The organism is Pectobacterium odoriferum (assembly GCF_009931295.1).
Lineage (GTDB): Bacteria > Pseudomonadota > Gammaproteobacteria > Enterobacterales > Enterobacteriaceae > Pectobacterium > Pectobacterium odoriferum.
The window spans coordinates 4634804-4656768 of record NZ_CP034938.1; the positions used below are offsets into that span (position 1 = coordinate 4634804).

The window sequence follows — 21965 nt, forward strand, 5'->3', positions numbered from 1 at the left end:
CCAACAAAAAACCCCCGACCTTTCGGTGCGGGGGTTTTCTTGAATTAGGCCTTGATTTCTAAGCCATTCTTCGTCCAAGTGCAGCCCCGCACGGTGGGATAATAATCACCACCACGCTAATCACGACTAGGCTAATCACTAGGGATAGGGCTTTCATAATAGGTTGTTCATTAATCTTCTGTCGAACGAATACCTACAGAGTTATCACAGTCAGACATGGGCTGACAACAATTTTTTTTCATTGCCACCCGTAAGGATTACCTATGATACGGGAAAAAACACAACGTAATCATAAGGTAGAAGCGCATCCAATTATTTTCGCCTGTTGGCGTAAAAATGAGCGTTGTATGAGAAACGTGGCAAATGAAAACGGGCGTCGTCGATCGCCGGATAGCATTAAGCGATCGGTTCATCTTAGATAATTGCGACACATCGCGCACAAATTTTACTCATTACTGAAACAGTGAATTATTTCATGACACCGCCGCGCAGACTGGCGAAGACGGTCTCTACTTCTTCTCCCTTGCCAGACATGATGCACATCATCAGCAAAGGGGAAATAGCATGTCATTGGCAGTTACCTATACTCGGGCAATGATTGGTGTACAAGCACCGGACGTTTATATCGAAGTTCACATCAGCAGCGGGCTGCCGGCCCTAACGCTGGTGGGTTTACCAGAAACCACCGTCAAGGAAGCGCGCGATCGCGTGCGCAGCGCACTCATCAATTGCGGATTTACCTTTCCAGCAAAGCGCATCACGGTCAATCTCGCCCCCGCAGACCTGCCAAAAGAAGGGGGACGCTACGATCTACCGATTGCTCTGGCGATTCTGGCAGCCTCAGAACAAATCGATGGTGAAAAGCTAAGCCGCTACGAGTTTCTTGGCGAACTCGGCCTGTCTGGCACCTTACGTGGCGTCAATGGCGCGATTCCCGCCGCATTAGAAGCCATAAAAGCAGGCCGCCAGCTTATCCTGCCAGATGACAATAAACGGGAGATGACGCTGATACCACAGGGTGAAGCGCTAATGGCCGGGCATTTGTTGGACGTGTGTGCTTTTCTCAGCGGAGAAGAGGAATTGCTCAGTTGTTCCGATATGACGCCCGTTCCACAGATAGGGGAAGATACGCTCGACTTGAAGGATATCATCGGTCAGGAGCAAGCTAAACGCGCGTTGGAAATCGCGGCGGCAGGCGGTCATAACCTGCTCTTGCTAGGGCCACCGGGAACAGGGAAAACCATGCTGGCGAGTCGATTAGGCAATCTGATGCCGCCGTTAAGCGATGAAGAAGCGTTAGAAAGTGCCGCGATCAACAGCCTAATCAACATTGATGCCACCATGACGCGCTGGCGAGCAAGGCCATTCAGATCACCTCATCATAGTTCTTCCATGGCTGCACTGGTGGGTGGTGGGTCATTACCCAAACCCGGAGAAATCTCGCTCGCCCACAACGGAGTGCTGTTTCTGGATGAATTACCGGAGTTCGAGCGGCGCGTCCTGGACTCACTACGAGAGCCTCTGGAGTCCGGTGAAATTATCATCTCTCGCACTCGAGCCAAAGTATGCTACCCAGCACGCGTGCAGCTCGTTGCCGCAATGAATCCCAGTCCATCAGGACACTATCAGGGCATTCATAACCGATTGCCAGCACAACAAATACTGCGCTATCTCAGCAAACTTTCCGGTCCCTTTTTGGATCGCTTTGACCTTTCTATCGAAGTTCCTTTGCTACCACCGGGGGTGTTATCTCAGCAACATTATCAAGGCGAAAGCAGCGCGACGATTCGCGAACGCGTGCTGACCGCACGGCAAATACAGTTGAAGCGGGCAAATAAAATCAACGCACTACTCACTTCACGTGAAATAGAAAAACACTGCGGATTGGAGATGGCTGATGCGGCCTATCTGGAAGAGGTGATGAACAAACTTGGCTTATCCGTACGCGCCTGGCACAGGATATTGAAAGTCGCGCGCACGATCGCTGACCTCGGTGATCGGGGCAACATTGAGAGAAAACACCTTGCCGAAGCGCTGAGCTATCGCTGTATGGATCGATTGCTCATCCAGCTCCACAAAAGCCTTGAATAGCAAGGGCGCTATATTATTCGCCACAAAAGGAAATGGGGCTACTAACGCCCCATTCTTAATTAATCATCGCTTTCAGTGTATTCTTCCACCGCGTCCATCTGTGGCTTACCACCAGACAACGTATGGAAGCGTTTAGGACGACGAATACGATCCAGATATTTGGACCAGATTTTTTCCAGTTCCGTTTCCGCTTTACGTTCGCCGCGGCACATTGCAACAAACGATGTCTCTTCCTCAGTCACTGGTTCACGTTTACCCAAATCCAGCTCGTTAAACGCGTAACCGTGGCGCTCCAACAATTGTGCTTCTTTAATCGTAAAGTCGCCATGTCGGGAAAAACCACGCGGGTAGAACTTGTTATCAAAAAAACGATTAGTGGTAGAGAAGCTTTCTGCCATCTTACACGCTCCTAATTCTTCTATGGTCGTGTTGTTTATGGCGCGGAGTATTAGATAGGCTTGACATTGTGTAAAACAAAACATTTAAATCATTACGACAAAATTTTTTTGGAGATGGGCGTGGATACCGAATTACTAAAAACCTTTCTGGAAGTCAGCAGGACAAGACACTTTGGCCGTGCCGCCGAATCCCTGTATCTCACGCAGTCAGCGGTGAGTTTTCGGATTCGCCAGTTAGAGACGCAGCTTGGTGCCAACCTGTTCACGCGCCATCGAAACAATATACGCCTGACGCCCGCCGGTGAACGGCTTCTGCCCTATGCAGAAAGCCTTATCGGTACCTGGCAGATCGCTAAAAAAGAGGTCGCACGCTCGCAACAACACAGCCTACTTTCGGTAGGGGCAACCGCGTCGCTCTGGGAGGCCTATCTGACCCCCTGGCTACAATCGCTGTACCAACAGCGCCCACTGCTCCAGCTAGAAGCGCGAATTGCCTTACGCCACTCGCTGGTAAAACAACTCCATGAGCGTCAGTTGGATCTGTTGATTACGACCGAACAGCCAAAAATGGAAGAATTGGCAAGCCAGCTGCTGGGCAATTTCTCCCTTTCGCTGTTTGCAGCAGAAGCACACCCACCCGGACAGGAACTGCCTTATATAAAATTGGAGTGGGGCGCAGACTTTCATCAGCAAGAACACCGCCTATTAACCAGCGATCAGCTTCCTGTTTTGACAACAACGTCGGCCCAGTTAACCCGTCAATTGCTTGAAACAACCGGTGGCTGCGCGTTTTTACCCAGCCATTGGTTACAAACCTACTCCAACCTGCGGATAGTCGGCGACAGTCAGCCCGTCGTGCGCCCGTTTTACGCTGTTTGGTTACAAAACAGCGATCAACAGACGATGATTCGTCAGTTGCTGAAAACGCCTATTGTGATTAATCCATGAGCGATTTTGCTCACGACCAACTTAAGCACGTCTGGCTAACCAGAATGTGCTTAACGCTTTCTGTAACCCAATAAAAGCAAACAACAGGAAACCAATGACGATTTTTGTCCACCATGAGCTCAAGGTGCCGTCAAACGTGATATACGTCTGAATCAGGCCCTGAATCAGTACGCCAAATAGGGTTCCCAATACGGTACCAACACCGCCGGTCAGTAGTGTGCCACCAATCACGACAGCTGCGATGGCATCCAACTCCACACCGCTTGCCGCCAGGGCATAACCCGCGGAGGTGTAGAGAGAGAATACAATACCTGACAGCACCGCTAACGTACTGGAAAACATGTAGATATGAATCGTAGTTCGCCTGACAGGCACCCCCATCAGTTCCGCAGAATAGCTGCTACCACCAATCGCATAAACACGGTTACCGAAACGGGTTCGATGCGCTATCACAATCCCCAACAGCACCACAATCAACATCACTAACGCCAGAAAGGTAAACCTTCCCCCATCCGGCATGCGCCATGCTAAACCCGCCAACTGGCTATAGACCGGATGATCGATTGGAATCGACTCCTGTGAGACGATAAAGCTCATTCCTCGGACAAAGAACATACCTGCCAGCGTGATAATAAAGGCAGGCAACTTCAGCGTGTCGATAATCCATCCCATCACCCCACCAAACATTGCGCCCATAACCAGCGCTATTGCGAACGCAAAGAAAGGATCAATACCATACGTACCGATCAATTTGGCCAGTAACACACCGGTAAATGCAATGACTGACCCAACAGAGAGATCGATCCCGCCAGACAGGATGACAAACGTCATCCCAACCGCCACGATCCCCAGAAAAGCGTTATCCGTCAGTAAATCAAAGAACACTCGCGTCGAAGCAAAGCCGGGAAACTGGCTGAGACAGAATAAATAGCCAGCAATAAAGACCAGAATCGTCATCAACAGGGGGAAGTGGCGTTTCAACATTATGTTTTCCTCCTGAATAGGTGGTGCAACGAAATACGCGGGGATTGCATAACCAAAACCAGCAGAACGACGAGTGCCTTCAGAACCAAGTTGAATTCCGGCCGATAGCCAGACAGCAGGATGCCAGTATTCATACTCTGAATAATCAAGGCACCGACGACAGAGAGCAGCAAATTAAAACGGCCTCCAAGTAGCGAACCTCCACCGATCACCACAGCCAGAATCGCGTCTAATTCCAGCCAGAGGCCCGCGTTGTTCGCATCCGCCCCGCGGATATCTGCCGTCACGATAACGCCCGCTACGGCCGCACACACGCCGCATATGACATAAGCTGCGACCAATACCAGCTTCGTACTCACGCCAGCGTTGCGAGCCGATCGCAAATTAATACCGACAGACTCGATAAATAGCCCAAGCGCCGTTTTACGCGTCAAAACCCACAGCGCCAACAGCATTACGCAGGCAATAATCACTGGCATGGGTAGATAGAACAGGGTCCCGCTGCCCAGCTTAGCCAACCCGGCGTTATCAAACGTGATAATTTGACCTTCGGTAATCAGCTGAGCAATGCCTCGCCCAGCAACCATCAGCATTAACGTCGCTACAATCGGCTGAATCTGTAACACCGCAACCAGAAAACCGTTCCATAGCCCACACAGTGCACCAACCAATAGCGCAGTCAGCAGTACAGAAGGGAGTGGATGACCAGCAGCGGTCAGTGTTGCGGCCGTCGCTCCAGCAATCGCCATAACTGCGCCCACCGATAAATCGATACCGCCGGTGGCAATCACCAACGTCATACCTAATGCCAGCAGCGCAACGGGGGCACCGCGGTTAAGGATGTCGATAAGGCTACCGAACAAGCGCCCATCCTGAATGTGGAGGGAGAAGAAGTTGGGCGCGACCATGCTATCAATCAACAAGATGGCAACGAGCGCGAGAAGCTGTGGCACCCCTTTGGTGAACGTTAGGCGGACTTTTTTGGCAGGTTTGACGTTATTGTCTGTCATCAGCTGCTCCCGTTTGTACTGCGATTGCCTGCATCACTGCGGCAACCGAGATCTCATTATGTTCGAGATGCGCAACGTGCTGCCTGTCACGCAGCACAATGATGCGATCCGCATAACCGGTCAGTTCTTCCAATTCAGAAGAGATCACGAGTAAGGCCATCCCCTGCTCACACAGTTTTTCGATCAGGCGAATAATTTCAGCATGCGCACCGACATCGATCCCTCGTGTTGGTTCATCCAAAATCAAGAAGCGCGGTTCTGTCGCCAGCCAGCGCGATAGCAGGACTTTTTGCTGATTCCCACCCGATAGATACTGAATTTCCTGCTCTGGACTGGGCGTACGAATCCCTAACAGGCTGATAAATTTTTCAGCAATACGGGTTTGCTCACGTAGAGAAATAGGCTTCAGCCAGCCGCGCTGCGCCTGAAGCGCCAGAATGATGTTCTCTCGTACCGTTGCTGCACCGACAATACCATCGGTCTTACGATCCTCAGGGCAATAGCCAAAGCCGAGCTTTCCTGCTGCACGCGGTGTGCGAATACTGACTTGTTTACCATCAACCCTTGCTTCTCCGGCATCAGGCACATTAATACCAAATATCAGCTGCGCGGTTTCTGTCCGACCGGAACCCAGTAGACCAGCAAGGCCAACGATTTCTCCCGGGCGCACGGAAAGCTCGAAGTCATTAATCGAGCCACGCCGACCATAATGTTTAAACTGCACAATGGGCTCCCCTGAGACGTCACTATGTTTGCTACACTTCAGTAACGTTTCATCAAAACTATGCCCCAGCATCATTTGGACTAATTCAATACGTGGTAATTCCGCAGCAGGCAATGTTCCAACTAGCCGTCCATTGCGTAAAACGGTAATTCTGTCGCTAATGCGGTAAACCTGATCAAGGAAGTGCGTCACAAATATCATTCCGATTCCGCGATCGCGCAACTTCCGCAATATATCCAGCAGCATATCGACTTCTTTTGCATCAAGGCTTGCGGTGGGCTCATCAAGAATTAAAACGTTAGCGGAAAGATCGATAGCTCTGGCAATGGCCACAATTTGTTGAACTGCGATGGAGTAATTACCAAGCGGATGGCTAACATCGATCATCAGCCCATAATTCAATAAAAGCGCTTCGGCCTGACGCAGGATTTTATGTTGATCCACGATGCCCCAGCGAGTGGGCTCACGGCCAATAAATAGATTTGCTGCAACGGACAGGTTCGGTAATAGATTGACCTCCTGATAGACCGTACCAATACCCAACGACTGAGCATGAGCCGTATTTACAGGATTAATCGCAATACCATCGAGGATAATGTCACCAGATGAGCGATGATAAACACCAGTCAACGCCTTAATTAACGTTGATTTCCCTGCGCCATTCTCTCCTAATAGCGCCACTATTTCGCCACGATTAAGCGTGAAGTCCACTTGATCTAATGCTTTTACCCCCGGAAACTCAACGCTCATGCCCCGAATATCTAACAACCGTGTCGTTTCCATCAGCATCACCTATGCGGCAACTTAACAAGGCTACGTCACACCTGAGCAATATTATGGTAAGTAGGCTGACAATATTCACTGTCCCGTGATTAAACGGTGCAGAAAGCATCGCAAGCCCACTTTTCCATATTCATGTTTCTGCCAGGTATTTAGCAAAATTTATATCAATGATAAATCCATAATATAAATATCAATAACCAAGGTCTTTCTTGGTTTCATATTCCTGTTTTGCTGTGTCAGGCAGTAATAAACGTGATTCGGTTTGAATGAATTTTTTAGGCTGTTTCCCGTCCTTCTTCATCGCTAATAAAGCATCAAAAGCAGGCCCGGCCATATTAGGTGTTAATTCAACGGTGGCATTAGCTTCGCCATTCATCATGGCTTTGAAAATATCAGGGACACCATCAATGGAGACAACTTTTATTTGTGAACCAGGTTTCAGGCCAGCTTCTTTAATTGCCTGAATAGCACCTATAGCCATGTCATCATTATGTGCATAGACCGCACAGATATTCTTTCCGTTCTGCTCAGCTTTAATAAAGCTTTCCATGACCTCTTTACCCTTGCTGCGAGTAAAGTCTCCCGACTGTGAGCGAATAATTTTTATCTGTGGATCTGAAGCTATACCGTCAGCAAACCCTTTCTTACGGTTTATCGCAACGCTAGCCCCAACCGTTCCCTGTAATTCAACAACATTACAAGGTTTGCCTGCGGCTTCTTTCACAAGCCACTCCCCTGCTACTTTTCCTTCATAGACGCTATCAGAGGCGATAGCAGCGGTGTACAACGATGGATCGCTAACCTCAATCGTTCTATCAAGCAGGAACACTGGGATTTTTGCTTCTTTAGCTTCCTGTAAGACTGGTGCCCAACCTGTCGCGACGACTGGCGCAATAAATATGGCATCTACGCCCTGAGCGATGAACGACCGCACAGCCTTAATCTGATTCTCCTGCTTCTGCTGAGCATCAGCTATTTTTAACGTTATTCCACGCTTCTCGGCTTCCTGCTTTGATACTTTAGTTTCCGCAGAGCGCCATCCTGATTCTGAACCAATCTGGGAAAAACCAACAGTTAAGGGTTTTGCCTGTACGGCACCACACAACGCCGTGCTTACAGCAACAGCTACCAGTAAACGTCTGTACATACTTAAACTCCTCCTGCGTAGTCTTACAGCTACTTAGTCAGATTTCAGGTACAACATAGCGCTACGAATTTCTGCTATAGCGCTATCGATGTGATGTTGGCAGATACTACTAACAAGTGAATGCGACCTGAAGGATCGTTCTGAAAAACGATTTACCGTTCACTCAGGTTGTAGATAGTTTTAGTTCAAATATCGAACAAGGTAGATGAGCAAGTTCACAACCTGGTATTACGGTGATTTTGTGCATATTTACAGCTAAATCAGCACGATCTATCAACAACACATCAGAAAAATTTATCTATTAAATAACAACACGTTAGATTAATTAGACATCCAGAAGGGAGAAATAACGGAGAAATTGGAAAGAGGGATACAAGACAGGATCGAGTATAAAGTACAGATCAGAAAAAACCCTTCACGATAACGTGAAGGGTTTTATTTGGCAGGGGCGGAGAGACTCGAACTCGCGACACCCGGTTTTGGAGACCGGTGCTCTACCAACTGAGCTACGCCCCTAAATTACGCTTAATATTATGCCTGCTAAAGTTAGCAGGCATAATTTTAAATGAGTGGCGGAACGGACGGGGCTCGAACCCGCGACCCCCTGCGTGACAGGCAGGTATTCTAACCAACTGAACTACCGCTCCACCGAATTTCTCTACAACCACCAGATTGCTCCGGCTTACTGCTTAATTTGATGCCTGGCAGTTCCCTACTCTCACATGGGGAAGCCCCACACTACCATCGGCGCTACGGCGTTTCACTTCTGAGTTCGGCATGGGGTCAGGTGGGACCACCGCGCTATCGCCGCCAGGCAAATTCTGTTTCATCCCAACCGTTGCACTTAAGTTGCTTTCGCTTCTTATCTGTACAACCATCAGAACCAATCTTTGAACAAGCTGAGTATTGTCTTTTGAGTCATCTCAAAACACCTTCGGTGTTGTAAGGTTAAGCCTCTCGGGTCATTAGTACTGGTTAGCTCAACGTATCGCTACGCTTACACACCCAGCCTATCTACGTCGTCGTCTTCAACGGCCCTTCAGGGGCATCTAGTGCCCAGGGAAGACTCATCTCGAGGCAAGTTTCCCGCTTAGATGCTTTCAGCGGTTATCTCTTCCGCACTTAGCTACCGGGCAATGCAATTGGCATCACAACCCGTACACCAGTGGTGCGTTCACTCCGGTCCTCTCGTACTAGGAGCAACCCCTCTCAATCTTCCAACGCCCACGGCAGATAGGGACCGAACTGTCTCACGACGTTCTAAACCCAGCTCGCGTACCACTTTAAATGGCGAACAGCCATACCCTTGGGACCTACTTCAGCCCCAGGATGTGATGAGCCGACATCGAGGTGCCAAACACCGCCGTCGATATGAACTCTTGGGCGGTATCAGCCTGTTATCCCCGGAGTACCTTTTATCCGTTGAGCGATGGCCCTTCCATTCAGAACCACCGGATCACTAAGACCTGCTTTCGCACCTGCTCGAGCTGTCACTCTCGCAGTCAAGCTAGCTTATGCCTTTGCACTAACCTCCTGATGTCCGACCAGGATTAGCTAACCTTCGTGCTCCTCCGTTACGCTTTGGGAGGAGACCGCCCCAGTCAAACTACCCACCAGACACTGTCCGCAACCCGGATTACGGGTCTACGTTAGAACATCAAACATTAAAGGGTGGTATTTCAAGGTTGGCTCCACGCAGACTGGCGTCCACGCTTCAAAGCCTCCCACCTATCCTACACATCAAGGCTCAAGGTTCAGTGTCAAGCTATAGTAAAGGTTCACGGGGTCTTTCCGTCTTGCCGCGGGTACACTGCATCTTCACAGCGAGTTCAATTTCACTGAGTCTCGGGTGGAGACAGCCTGGCCATCATTACGCCATTCGTGCAGGTCGGAACTTACCCGACAAGGAATTTCGCTACCTTAGGACCGTTATAGTTACGGCCGCCGTTTACCGGGGCTTCGATCAAGAGCTTCGCCTTGCGGCTGACCCCATCAATTAACCTTCCGGCACCGGGCAGGCGTCACACCGTATACGTCCACTTTCGTGTTTGCACAGTGCTGTGTTTTTATTAAACAGTTGCAGCCAGCTGGTATCTTCGACTGATTTCAGCTCCATGAGCAAGTCACTTCACCTACCATCAGCGTGCCTTCTCCCGAAGTTACGGCACCATTTTGCCTAGTTCCTTCACCCGAGTTCTCTCAAGCGCCTGAGTATTCTCTACCTGACCACCTGTGTCGGTTTGGGGTACGATTTGATGTTACCTGGAGCTTAGAGGCTTTTCCTGGAAGCGTAGCATTGGTTACTTCATCACCGTAGTGACTCGTCATCACGCCTCAGTGTTAACAATGACCCGGATTTACCAAAGTCATCCACCTTCACGCTTAAACCGGGACAACCGTCGCCCGGATAACCTAGCTTTCTCCGTCCCCCCTTCGCAGTAACACCGAGTACAGGAATATTAACCTGTTTCCCATCGACTACGCTTTTCAGCCTCGCCTTAGGGGTCGACTCACCCTGCCCCGATTAACGTTGGACAGGAACCCTTGGTCTTCCGGCGTGCGGGTTTTTCACCCGCATTATCGTTACTTATGTCAGCATTCGCACTTCTGATACCTCCAGCAGCCCTCACAGGCCACCTTCGACGGCTTACAGAACGCTCCCCTACCCAACAACACCTAAGTGTCGCTGCCGCAGCTTCGGTGCATGGTTTAGCCCCGTTACATCTTCCGCGCAGGCCGACTCGACCAGTGAGCTATTACGCTTTCTTTAAATGATGGCTGCTTCTAAGCCAACATCCTGGCTGTCTGTGCCTTCCCACATCGTTTCCCACTTAACCATGACTTTGGGACCTTAGCTGGCGGTCTGGGTTGTTTCCCTCTTCACGACGAACGTTAGCACCCGCCGTGTGTCTCCCGTGATAACATTCTTCGGTATTCGTAGTTTGCATCGGGTTGGTAAGTCGGGATGACCCCCTAGCCGAAACAGTGCTCTACCCCCGAAGATGAATTCACGAGGCGCTACCTAAATAGCTTTCGGGGAGAACCAGCTATCTCCCGGTTTGATTGGCCTTTCACCCCCAGCCACAAGTCATCCGCTAATTTTTCAACATTAGTCGGTTCGGTCCTCCAGTTAGTGTTACCCAACCTTCAACCTGCCCATGGCTAGATCACCGGGTTTCGGGTCTATACCCTGCAACTTAACGCCCAGTTAAGACTCGGTTTCCCTGCGGCTCCCCTATACGGTTAACCTTGCTACAGAATATAAGTCGCTGACCCATTATACAAAAGGTACGCAGTCACCTAACAAGTAGGCTCCCACTGCTTGTACGTACACGGTTTCAGGTTCTATTTCACTCCCCTCGCCGGGGTTCTTTTCGCCTTTCCCTCACGGTACTGGTTCACTATCGGTCAGTCAGGAGTATTTAGCCTTGGAGGATGGTCCCCCCATATTCAGACAGGATGTCACGTGTCCCGCCCTACTCATCGAACTCACAGCTTGTGCATTTTTGTGTACGGGACTATCACCCTTTACTGTGCGACTTTCCAGACGCTTCCACTAACACATAAACTGATTCAGGTTCTGGGCTCCTCCCCGTTCGCTCGCCGCTACTGGGGGAATCTCGGTTGATTTCTTTTCCTCGGGGTACTGAGATGTTTCAGTTCCCCCGGTTCGCCTCATGACACTATGTATTCATGTCATGATAGTGTGTCGAAACACACTGGGTTTCCCCATTCGGGTATCGTCGGGTATAACGCTTCATATCAGCTTACCGACGCTTATCGCAGATTAGCACGCCCTTCATCGCCTCTGACTGCCTAGGCATCCACCGTGTACGCTTAGTCGCTTAACCTCACAACCCGAAGGTGTCTTTGATTAATCAAAGTCACTGTCGTGCTGCGATTATTTGAGAGACTCATTGACACACTGACGCATCACTCACATGACATAAATGTCATATCAGTATGTTCAGCTGTCATGTTTCAATTTTCAGCTTGTTCCAGATTGTTAAAGAGCAATATCGTAAACATGACTCCGAAGAATCATCTTTAAGATATTCATGATAATGTCTTTCACTCATTATCGGATTGGCGTCCCCAAGGGGATTCGAACCCCTGTTACAGCCGTGAAAGGGCAGTGTCCTAGGCCTCTAGACGATGGGGACACGAAAAATCCGTACCGGATCATAAACCCGGCACTATCGCGTCAGCATGAGTTTACACTCATCGCATCAACAGGTGCGCTTGCTCAGTATTTTCATCAGACAATCTGTGTGAGCACTTCACTTAACACACATCTTCTTGGTAAGGAGGTGATCCAACCGCAGGTTCCCCTACGGTTACCTTGTTACGACTTCACCCCAGTCATGAATCACAAAGTGGTAAGCGCCCTCCCGAAGGTTAAGCTACCTACTTCTTTTGCAACCCACTCCCATGGTGTGACGGGCGGTGTGTACAAGGCCCGGGAACGTATTCACCGTAGCATTCTGATCTACGATTACTAGCGATTCCGACTTCATGGAGTCGAGTTGCAGACTCCAATCCGGACTACGACGTACTTTATGAGGTCCGCTTGCTCTCGCGAGGTCGCTTCTCTTTGTATACGCCATTGTAGCACGTGTGTAGCCCTACTCGTAAGGGCCATGATGACTTGACGTCATCCCCACCTTCCTCCGGTTTATCACCGGCAGTCTCCTTTGAGTTCCCGACCGAATCGCTGGCAACAAAGGATAAGGGTTGCGCTCGTTGCGGGACTTAACCCAACATTTCACAACACGAGCTGACGACAGCCATGCAGCACCTGTCTCAGAGTTCCCGAAGGCACTCAGCTATCTCTAGCTAATTCTCTGGATGTCAAGAGTAGGTAAGGTTCTTCGCGTTGCATCGAATTAAACCACATGCTCCACCGCTTGTGCGGGCCCCCGTCAATTCATTTGAGTTTTAACCTTGCGGCCGTACTCCCCAGGCGGTCGATTTAACGCGTTAGCTCCGGAAGCCACGCCTCAAGGGCACAACCTCCAAATCGACATCGTTTACAGCGTGGACTACCAGGGTATCTAATCCTGTTTGCTCCCCACGCTTTCGCACCTGAGCGTCAGTCTTTGTCCAGGGGGCCGCCTTCGCCACCGGTATTCCTCCAGATCTCTACGCATTTCACCGCTACACCTGGAATTCTACCCCCCTCTACAAGACTCTAGCCTGTCAGTTTTGAATGCAGTTCCCAGGTTAAGCCCGGGGATTTCACATCCAACTTAACAGACCGCCTGCGTGCGCTTTACGCCCAGTCATTCCGATTAACGCTTGCACCCTCCGTATTACCGCGGCTGCTGGCACGGAGTTAGCCGGTGCTTCTTCTGCGAGTAACGTCAATCAGCCGTGCTATTAACACGACTGCCTTCCTCCTCGCTGAAAGTGCTTTACAACCCGAAGGCCTTCTTCACACACGCGGCATGGCTGCATCAGGCTTGCGCCCATTGTGCAATATTCCCCACTGCTGCCTCCCGTAGGAGTCTGGACCGTGTCTCAGTTCCAGTGTGGCTGGTCATCCTCTCAGACCAGCTAGGGATCGTCGCCTAGGTGAGCCATTACCTCACCTACTAGCTAATCCCATCTGGGCACATCTGATGGCGAGAGGCCCGAAGGTCCCCCTCTTTGCTCTTGCGAGGTTATGCGGTATTAGCTACCGTTTCCAGTAGTTATCCCCCTCCATCAGGCAGTTTCCCAGACATTACTCACCCGTCCGCCGCTCGTCACCCAGAGAGCAAGCTCTCCTGTGCTACCGCTCGACTTGCATGTGTTAGGCCTGCCGCCAGCGTTCAATCTGAGCCATGATCAAACTCTTCAATTTAAGATTTGTTTGATTTGCTGAACTCGTCAGCGATGCTCAAAGAATTAGTAACTGTTTATTCGTAATGAATTTTACTGTTGTTCACTCTTCAAGACTTTTTATATCGTTAAGATACGGTCTTGTGAGTGCCCACACAGATTGTCTGATTAAATTGTTAAAGAGCAGTGCCACTTCATCGGTGGCGCGGGCTGCATATACTATGCTTTTCCGCTGTGAAGTCAAGTCATTACTGACCGCCTTCGTTGAATCTTTTTTCCTGTCACCGCAACCGCGTGTCGCTGTTGCCGTGTCAGTGGAGGCGCATTATAGGGACTTCTCGCACGCTGACAAGCGCTAAATGCAAAAAAAATATCGAGTGAGGGTTTTTTCAGCAAAGCGCAGTAAAAGACGCCGTTATGCCGGATTTTTCGCCGCTAATTGGGCGAAATCCTGTGCGAAACGGGCAACCTGCTGCCAGTCTGTGTATTCAATCTCTTTAGTGCTATCCGTTTCCCCCCCAGTGATACGCATAATGAGTTGAATCATTATCCGATCAAACCAGCGGTAGCGTGGATAACGCAGGGCACCAGCGAACACGCAGCACAAATCGGGCTGCCAAGGAGAATTCAGCAGGAACTTACGCGTATAGGCATTGGTTTGTATTGTGCGCTTCTCTAGCTTACGCGCAGTGAGGTTCACTGAGAAAAATGCGCTTGGCAGCTGTTGCAGAGAAGTCAGATGCTTATGGATAAATTGATTTACCGCAGGATGAAAGCGCCCGTACCGAATCGACGCACCAATCAGAACCCGATCGTACTGGCTCAGATCGATATCATTCGCATTGAGTACGTTAACAACATCGCACTCCTGGGTTCCTTTCAGCGTATTCGCAATATAGGAGGCAATCGCTCTTGTTTGCCCATCCCGACTCGAAAACACGATCAAAGCTTTCATTGTTCTTTATCCTTATGGGGACTATTCCCGCCAGAAGGTTGGCGTAAACAGCACTAAAAGCGTGAAAACTTCCAAACGACCAAACAGCATTGTCAGTATCAGAATCCATTTCGCCGTATCGTTCATCGACGTAAAATTTTCCGCGACGACACCCAGACCCGGTCCCAGATTATTCAATGTGGCCGCAACCGCCGCAAACGCAGAGAAATCATCAACGCCTGTCGCAATGACGGCTAGCATGCTGACAATAAAAACCAACGCATACGCGGAAAAGAACCCCCATACGGCTTCAAGGATACGCTCTGGCAACGCGCGGTGCCCCAGCTTGATCGTGTAAACCGCATTCGGATGCACTAAACGCTTGAGCTCACGCGAGCCTTGCAGGAAAAGCAGCAGGATACGAATCACTTTCAAGCCGCCCCCGGTTGAGCCCGCACACCCGCCAATAAACGCGGAACACAGAAGCAAAACCGGCAGAAAAAGCGGCCACGATGCAATGCTGTCCGTCGTAAACCCTGCCGTTGTCGCCATCGAGACAACCTGGAAGAATGCCTGATTGATCGTTTGCATCCCGCTGTCATAAACGTGGTGGAACCACAGGACAATCGTACATACGGCCACCAGCGACAGCTGAACAAAAATGAACATGCGGAATTCTGGGTCACGCCAGTATACCTTCAGGCTGCGACCACTCAGCAGAGCAAAGTGCAAACCAAAATTACAGCCGGAAATCAGCAGGAATATCGCGATGATGGTGTTAATCGTTGGGCTATTAAAGTAGCCGATACTCGCATCATGAGTAGAGAACCCGCCAACAGACACCGTAGAGAAGCTGTGACCAATCGCATCGAATACCGGCATGCCAGCCAGCCAAAGCGCGACGGCACAGGCAATCGTCAGCAAGAGATAAATCAGCCACAGCGTTTTTGCCGTATCGGCAATACGGGGGCGCATTTTGTTTTCCTTCAACGGCCCCGGCATCTCCGCACGATAAAGCTGCATCCCACCGACACCAAGAATCGGCAGGATGGCAACGGCGAGTACAATGATCCCCATCCCACCAAACCATTGCAGCATTTGTCGATAAAACAGGATGGCTTTAGGCAGTGAATCCAGCCCGACCAGCGTAGTCGCACCCGTTGTCGTTAACCCAGAGAACGATTCGAAAAAAGCATCCGTTACGCCCAGATTAGGATGTTCAGCAAACAGGAAAGGCAGTGCACCGACGCTGCCCAGCACCGTCCAGAAGAGGACTACGATCAGGAACCCTTCACGAGATTTCAGTTCATGCTTCTGTTTTCGGTTTGGTAGCCACAGCATGATGCCAATCGCCAGCGCGACAATAAATGTCTGCGTAAACGCCCGGCCTGCGCCATCGCGGTAAATTAACGCCACCAGTCCGGGAATAACCATCGTCCCGGAAAAAAGGATAACCAACTGGCCGACAATACGGGTTATGGCGCGCAAGTGCATCGCAGGGAATTCCTTAATGATTCATAAAAAGCGCTGGGATTATTATGGAATAGGCAATAAATGCAACGCGCCGCGGCTTAAATCACGCAATTTCATTGCCGCCTCCTCGGTTCCCCTAACGGGGATAGAGAACCGCAATACGACGTCCACGCCATACTCACTATGCAGAACTTTTCCGCCAAGCTGGAAGATCAGGGATTCCACCTGGGGCAACAGCGCATAGTCACAGTGTAAGCCATACTCTTTTTGCAATACTTTCTCTTGCAGCGATAACAGTTTCAGCGCTTGCTGAACGCCGCCGCCATAAGCCTTCACGAGCCCACCCGTGCCCAGTGGGATTCCGCCATAGTAACGCACGACCACAGCCGTAATCTCACCGATACCGCTTCCCATTAGCTGCGACAGCATCGGTTTGCCCGCCGTGCCGGACGGCTCGCCATCGTCAGAAAAACCAAGCTGCTGGGAATCGTCGGGCGCACCTGCAACAAACGCCCAGCAGTGATGACCCGCCGAGGCATACTCTTCCCGGACGTGCTGGATAAACGCCTTTGCTGCGTCGATTCCCGGCGTTGCCGCCAGGATCGTCGTAAAGCGGCTTTTCTTGATTTCCTCGCTGAAGCTCACGGGCGCAGCAGGAACGGGATACGCTTGCATCAGGCCAGATTCAGGTCGCGCGTCATGTTCTCCACGCGCCCTTCATGAATGACAATATTATCTTCGATACGGATACCGCCAAACGGTTTCAACGCCTCGATTTTTTGCCAGTCAAAGTGCTGACTCAATTCGCCCTCACGCCACGGAGCAAGTAAGGATTCAATGAAATAGATGCCCGGTTCGATCGTCATGACCATGCCAGGTTCAAGCACGCGGGTACAGCGCAGGTAAGGATGCTGCGACGGCGCCGCCAGATGTGTGCCGCGATCGTCTTGCATAAATCCGGCGACATCATGCACCTGCAAGCCCAGAGGGTGGCCAAGACCGTGCGGCAGGAAAGGCGACGTGAACCCCTGCTCCACCATGGCTTCCTCGCTGATATCTCGCACCAGTTGATGTGACTTCAGCAGCTTCGCAATCCGCTCATGCATCTGAATATGGTAATCGGTATAACGCGCTCCCGCCTGAACGGTATCAATCAATGAAAGCATTTCCTGATTGAGATCTTTAATCAGCAGGGCAAACGCGCCATCGCTCTGTGCGGAATAGGTACGCGTGAGATCGGCGGCATAGCCGTTATATTCCGCCCCTGCATCAATCAGGAAGCTGCGGACATCGGAAGGCACCTGATGATCGAGCTGGGTATAGTGCAACACCGCCGCATGTTCATTGAGCGCGATGATATTGCCGTAAGGGACATCGATATCACGATGACCAGTGGCCGTCAGATACGCCAGATTAATATCAAACTCACTCATCCCGGACAGAAATGCTTCATGCGCGGCACGATGACCGATAACCGCAGTCTTCTGCGCTTCACGCATGCAGGCCAGCTCGTAATCGGTTTTGTAAGCGCGATGATAGTGCAGATAATCCAGCACACCCTGAGGATTGATATTATCCGCACGAATGCCCAAATCCTGCGCACGCTGCGGGGCGTAGCCGATATAAGCAACACGCTCACGCTGCAATGGAAGTAGCTTCCCGATATCATCGGCATTCCGTAGCACGCTAATCTCAATCTCTTCAGTCCAGAAGCTCTCGGGGACCGGTGCAACGTTATGCCAGTAATCGACTGGCGAATAGAACCACAGCTTCGGCGGGTTCACGCCGTCAACCCAGAGCCAGCAGTTCGGCACCTGCGTGACGGGCACCCACGCTTTAAACTGCGGGTTAACTTTGAAAGGATAGTCGTGATCGTCCAGAAAAACGGTCAACAGCTCACCAGAGTGAATCAGTAATGCGTCAAGCTGATGGCGCGCTAAAACCGCCTGAGCACGCGTTTGCAGCGTAGCCAGATGGTGATGATATAAAGAAGCCAGCTTTTCCATGAGTATCCTTGTACGTCACGACATGATCTCTCCATTTTAACACAGGCATTCCCCAACAGCAGCGTCCGGTGCTTTGTGATCGATTCGGCAAAAAATTAATCTCTCGTTTGCAAAAAATTAACATTAAAACCACAATTCGGTTATCTGGTCATACCAGATCACTCACACAAACAGCGGAGATGAACATGCTTTATCAAGGTGAATCCCTCTACCTTAACTGGCTTGAGGACGGTATTGTCGAGCTGGTATTTTCTGCCTCAGGCTCCGTAAACAAGCTAGATACCCGCACGGTTGCCAGCCTGGGTAAGGCGCTGGACGTTCTGGCGGAACAGCCGAATCTGAAGGGCTTACTGTTACGTTCTGACAAACCGGCATTTATTGTCGGTGCCGACATCACGGAATTCCTTTCTCTTTTTGCCGCACCAGCAGAAAAGCTGCATGAATGGCTTGTCTTCGCCAACCGCATTTTCAGCCGCCTTGAGGATTTACCCGTTCCCACACTGTCCGCAATCAATAGCTATGCGTTGGGCGGAGGGTGTGAATGCGTACTGGCAACCGACTTTCGTTTAGCAACCACGGATGCACGCATCGGGCTGCCTGAGACCAAACTGGGGATTATGCCGGGTTTTGGCGGCACGGTTAGGCTACCACGCCTGTTGGGCGCCGACAGCGCGCTGGAGATCATCGCCGCAGGTAAAGACGTCAGCGCAGCCGATGCCTTAAAAGTGGGACTCGTGCAGGCCGTTGTAGCTAATGACAAACTGGTTCCCGCTGCCATCAAGATGTTGAAACAGGCGATTGACGGCGCACTGGACTGGCAGGCTTACCGACGTCCGAAGCTTGAACCGCTGAAGCTCAATAAGATTGAAGCCATGATGAGTTTTACCACCGCCAAAGCGATGGTGCTGCAAACCGCTGGCAAGCACTATCCCGCACCGATGCTAGCGGTAAAAACCATCGAAGCTGCCGCGACGATGACGCGCGATGACGCATTGCAGCTCGAAACGCAGCATTTCGTTCAACTGGCGCGTTCAAATGAAGCTCGCGCACTCGTTGGCATTTTCCTCAACGATCAATATGTTAAAGGCAAAGCGAAGAAACTGATTGGCGAGACATTCGTGCCGCAGCAGGCCGCCGTGCTAGGTGCGGGCATTATGGGTGGCGGCATTGCCTATCAATCCGCGTTCAAAGGCGTGCCGATTCGGATGAAAGATATCAACGAGAAGCCACTCGCGCTGGGGATGAATGAGGCAGCCAAGCTGCTGAATAAGCAGGTGGATCGAGGCAAGCTGGACGGAATGAAAATGGCAACGATTCTGGCGAGCATTCAGCCAACGCTGGATTACGCTGGGTTCGAGCGCACCGACATCGTCGTTGAAGCCGTGGTTGAGAACCCGAAAATCAAAGCCAGCGTACTCGCGGAAACGGAATCGCACGTGAGCGAGAAGACGATTCTGGCTTCGAATACTTCAACCATCCCGATCGCTTCACTGGCAGCATCGTTAAAACGACCGCAAAATTTCTGCGGTATGCACTTCTTTAACCCAGTCCACCGCATGCCACTGGTCGAAATTATTCGCGGCCCCAAAACCAGCGATAGCACCATCGCCAGCGTGGTGGCTTATGCCAGCAAGATGGGCAAAACACCGATAGTCGTGAACGACTGCCCCGGATTCTTCGTGAACCGGGTACTGTTCCCCTACTTTGCTGCGTTCGGCTTATTGCTCAGAGACGGTGCCGATTTCCGCGAGATCGATAGCGTCATGGAGAAAAAGTTCGGTTGGCCGATGGGCCCAGCCTATCTGCTGGATGTTGTCGGTATTGATACCGCTCACCATGCTCAGGCCGTGATGGCTGAAGGCTTCCCACAGCGCATGGCGAAAGATTATCGCGATGCGATTGATGTGTTGTTTGAACACCAGCGGTTCGGACAGAAGAATGGTCACGGCTTCTACCATTATCAAACCGATAGCAAGGGGAAGCTGCATAAAGAACAGGATGAGGCTGTCGAAGCACTGCTTAAGGACATCAGCCAGCCGAAAAAAGCATTCAGCGCAGAAGAGATTATCGCTCGCATGATGATCCCGATGATTAATGAAGTCGCGCGCTGTCTGGAAGAAGGTATCGTCGCTAGCCCCGCCGAAGCGGACATGGCGCTGGTGTATGGGTTAGGTTTCCCTCCCTTCCACGGCGGAGCCTGCCGCTATCTGGATACACTAGGCAGCGAACACTACGTCGAGATGGCGCAACAGTTGGCGCACCTCGGTGCAATCTATCAGGTACCTGACGGCTTGCAGCAAAAAGCCAAAAGTAATGAAGGCTATTATCCATCGGTCGCGCCACACGCGGACGTTTCTTACGGTCAACCGGCATGAGGGCAGGAAATATGGAAAAGGTAGTGATTGTTGATGCCGTACGCACGCCGATGGGGCGCTCCAAAGGCGGAGCCTTCCGTCAGGTGAGAGCCGAAGACCTGTCCGCACACCTGATGCGTAGCCTATTGAGCCGTAACGCAGCGCTGGATGCCCGTGAGATCGACGATATCTATTGGGGATGTGTGCAGCAGACGCTGGAACAAGGCTTCAACGTCGCCCGCAACGCTGCTTTGCTGGCAGAAATTCCGATGAATGTTCCCGCGACCACGGTTAACCGGCTGTGCGGCTCCTCCATGCAGGCGCTCCATGATGCTGCCCGTGCCATTATGGTTGGCGACGCGAATGTCTGCTTAATTGGCGGCGTTGAGCATATGGGGCATGTGCCGATGAATCATGGCGTCGATTTTCATCCGGGACTGAGCCGCACCACGGCTAAGGCTGCGGGTATGATGGGGTTGACGGCTGAGATGCTGGCGCGTATGCACAATATTGGTCGTGAGATGCAGGATCAGTTCGCCGCACGTTCTCACCAGCGTGCCCACAGCGCCACCCAGTCAGGGGCATTCCGCCATGAAATCGTCCCCACGGCGGGGCATGACGCAGACGGCGCGCTGCAACGTTTCGATTATGATGAAGTCATTCGCCCAGACACCACCGTCGATAGCCTTGCCGCGCTCAAACCAGCGTTTGATCCGGTTAACGGCACAGTGACCGCCGGAACATCTTCGGCGCTGTCCGATGGCGCATCAGCCATGTTGATCATGAGCGAATCCCGCGCGGCATCGTTAGGCTTACCCGTACGTGCTCGCATCCGGGCGATGGCCGTGGTTGGCTGCGATCCTTCGATTATGGGTTACGGCCCCGTCCCGGCGACCAAACTGGCGTTGAAACGGGCAGGACTCAGTTTGACCGATATCGGCATCTTTGAGCTCAATGAAGCATTCGCTGCCCAGACGCTACCCTGTATTAAAGATCTGGGGCTACTGGAACAGCTCGATGAAAAGGTCAATCTCAATGGCGGCGCAATTGCGCTGGGTCACCCGCTCGGCTGCTCAGGCGCACGCATCTCTACCACGTTGATTAATCTGATGGAAAGTCGCGATGCTCAGTTTGGCGTGGCGACGATGTGCATCGGGCTGGGACAGGGTATTGCGACCGTGTTTGAGCGTGTCTAAACACAGGAAAGCTCCGTCAGAGAACGGCTAGAAACCAAAAATCCCACAGCCGTGGGATTTTTATTTTTACTTGCTTATGTCTTACTGTTATCGA

14 protein-coding genes, 3 tRNA genes and 3 rRNA genes are annotated in these 21965 nt (G+C 51.2%); 4 read left to right on the forward strand and 16 right to left on the reverse strand.

Annotated elements, in window-relative coordinates; translation table 11 throughout:
• Positions 1-58: 58 nt before the first annotated feature.
• Positions 59-157: an ilv operon leader peptide gene (gene ilvL / locus EO763_RS20890; protein WP_071531109.1), complete on the reverse strand. Its 99-nt coding sequence runs from the start codon at positions 155-157 to the stop codon at positions 59-61.
• A 407-nt stretch (positions 158-564) separates the two neighbouring features.
• On the opposite strand from ilvL, the gene EO763_RS20895 reads away from it, so the two are divergent.
• On the forward strand, positions 565-2091 hold the full coding sequence (locus EO763_RS20895; protein ID WP_161530086.1) for a YifB family Mg chelatase-like AAA ATPase: 1527 nt from the start codon (positions 565-567) through the stop codon (positions 2089-2091).
• Positions 2092-2150: 59 nt separating this feature from the next.
• On the opposite strand, the gene EO763_RS20900 is transcribed toward EO763_RS20895, so the two are convergent.
• Positions 2151-2489, reverse strand: a complete 339-nt coding sequence (locus EO763_RS20900) for a MaoP family protein (RefSeq protein WP_010283921.1) — start codon at positions 2487-2489, stop codon at positions 2151-2153.
• A 120-nt stretch (positions 2490-2609) separates the two neighbouring features.
• On the opposite strand from EO763_RS20900, the gene hdfR reads away from it, so the two are divergent.
• Complete coding sequence (gene hdfR, locus EO763_RS20905; RefSeq protein WP_039487968.1) at positions 2610-3437, forward strand: HTH-type transcriptional regulator HdfR; 828 nt, start codon at positions 2610-2612, stop codon at positions 3435-3437.
• 21 nt (positions 3438-3458) lie between these two features.
• Here the strand turns inward: hdfR and yjfF are convergent, their stop codons facing one another.
• The 14 genes from yjfF to pepQ all read right to left on the reverse strand — a co-directional run bounded on the left by yjfF (position 3459) and on the right by pepQ (position 18321).
• Complete coding sequence (gene yjfF, locus EO763_RS20910; RefSeq protein ID WP_161530087.1) at positions 3459-4421, reverse strand: galactofuranose ABC transporter, permease protein YjfF; 963 nt, start codon at positions 4419-4421, stop codon at positions 3459-3461.
• The gene (gene ytfT / locus EO763_RS20915; protein ID WP_161530088.1) at positions 4421-5431 is read right to left on the reverse strand and encodes a galactofuranose ABC transporter, ATP-binding protein YtfT; all 1011 of its coding nucleotides are present in this window, start codon (positions 5429-5431) and stop codon (positions 4421-4423) included. Before ytfT ends, yjfF begins: the two co-directional genes overlap by 1 nt.
• Positions 5418-6938, reverse strand: a complete 1521-nt coding sequence (gene ytfR, locus EO763_RS20920; protein WP_161530089.1) for a galactofuranose ABC transporter, ATP-binding protein YtfR — start codon at positions 6936-6938, stop codon at positions 5418-5420. The genes ytfT and ytfR overlap by 14 nt, the downstream gene beginning before the upstream one ends.
• A 190-nt stretch (positions 6939-7128) precedes the next feature.
• Positions 7129-8085, reverse strand: a complete 957-nt coding sequence (ytfQ, locus tag EO763_RS20925; protein WP_161530090.1) for a galactofuranose ABC transporter, galactofuranose-binding protein YtfQ — start codon at positions 8083-8085, stop codon at positions 7129-7131.
• Positions 8086-8525: 440 nt separating this feature from the next.
• A tRNA-Trp gene (locus EO763_RS20930) sits at positions 8526-8601 on the reverse strand.
• 54 nt (positions 8602-8655) lie between these two features.
• Positions 8656-8732 (reverse strand) — tRNA-Asp (locus EO763_RS20935).
• A gap of 52 nt (positions 8733-8784) precedes the next feature.
• Positions 8785-8900, reverse strand: a 5S ribosomal RNA gene (gene rrf, locus EO763_RS20940).
• Between the two features lie 129 nt (positions 8901-9029).
• Positions 9030-11936 (reverse strand): 23S ribosomal RNA (locus tag EO763_RS20945).
• 236 nt (positions 11937-12172) lie between these two features.
• A tRNA-Glu gene (locus EO763_RS20950) sits at positions 12173-12248 on the reverse strand.
• A 140-nt stretch (positions 12249-12388) separates the two neighbouring features.
• A 16S ribosomal RNA gene (locus EO763_RS20955) occupies positions 12389-13930 on the reverse strand.
• Together the 16S, 23S and 5S rRNA genes with 3 tRNA genes alongside form the textbook arrangement of a ribosomal RNA operon.
• 393 nt (positions 13931-14323) lie before the next feature.
• Complete coding sequence (gene hemG, locus EO763_RS20960; protein WP_161530091.1) at positions 14324-14863, reverse strand: menaquinone-dependent protoporphyrinogen IX dehydrogenase; 540 nt, start codon at positions 14861-14863, stop codon at positions 14324-14326.
• Positions 14864-14884: 21 nt separating this feature from the next.
• The gene (trkH, locus tag EO763_RS20965) at positions 14885-16336 is read right to left on the reverse strand and encodes a Trk system potassium transporter TrkH (protein WP_010298674.1); all 1452 of its coding nucleotides are present in this window, start codon (positions 16334-16336) and stop codon (positions 14885-14887) included.
• A 42-nt stretch (positions 16337-16378) separates the two neighbouring features.
• Entirely contained in the window at positions 16379-16990 is a 612-nt protein-coding gene (locus EO763_RS20970; protein WP_161530092.1) for an IMPACT family protein, read from the reverse strand.
• Positions 16990-18321 (reverse strand): Xaa-Pro dipeptidase, encoded by a 1332-nt coding sequence (gene pepQ / locus EO763_RS20975; RefSeq protein ID WP_161530093.1) that lies wholly within the window; start codon positions 18319-18321, stop codon positions 16990-16992. The genes EO763_RS20970 and pepQ overlap by 1 nt, the downstream gene beginning before the upstream one ends.
• A 185-nt stretch (positions 18322-18506) precedes the next feature.
• Here pepQ and fadB point away from each other — a divergent pair, with 185 nt between their 5' ends.
• Both fadB and fadA read left to right on the forward strand, forming a co-directional pair.
• Positions 18507-20696, forward strand: coding sequence for a fatty acid oxidation complex subunit alpha FadB (fadB, locus tag EO763_RS20980; protein WP_161530094.1), 2190 nt, complete (start codon positions 18507-18509; stop codon positions 20694-20696).
• A gap of 11 nt (positions 20697-20707) precedes the next feature.
• Positions 20708-21871, forward strand: a complete 1164-nt coding sequence (gene fadA / locus EO763_RS20985) for an acetyl-CoA C-acyltransferase FadA (protein WP_161530095.1) — start codon at positions 20708-20710, stop codon at positions 21869-21871.
• Positions 21872-21965 lie beyond the last annotated feature (94 nt).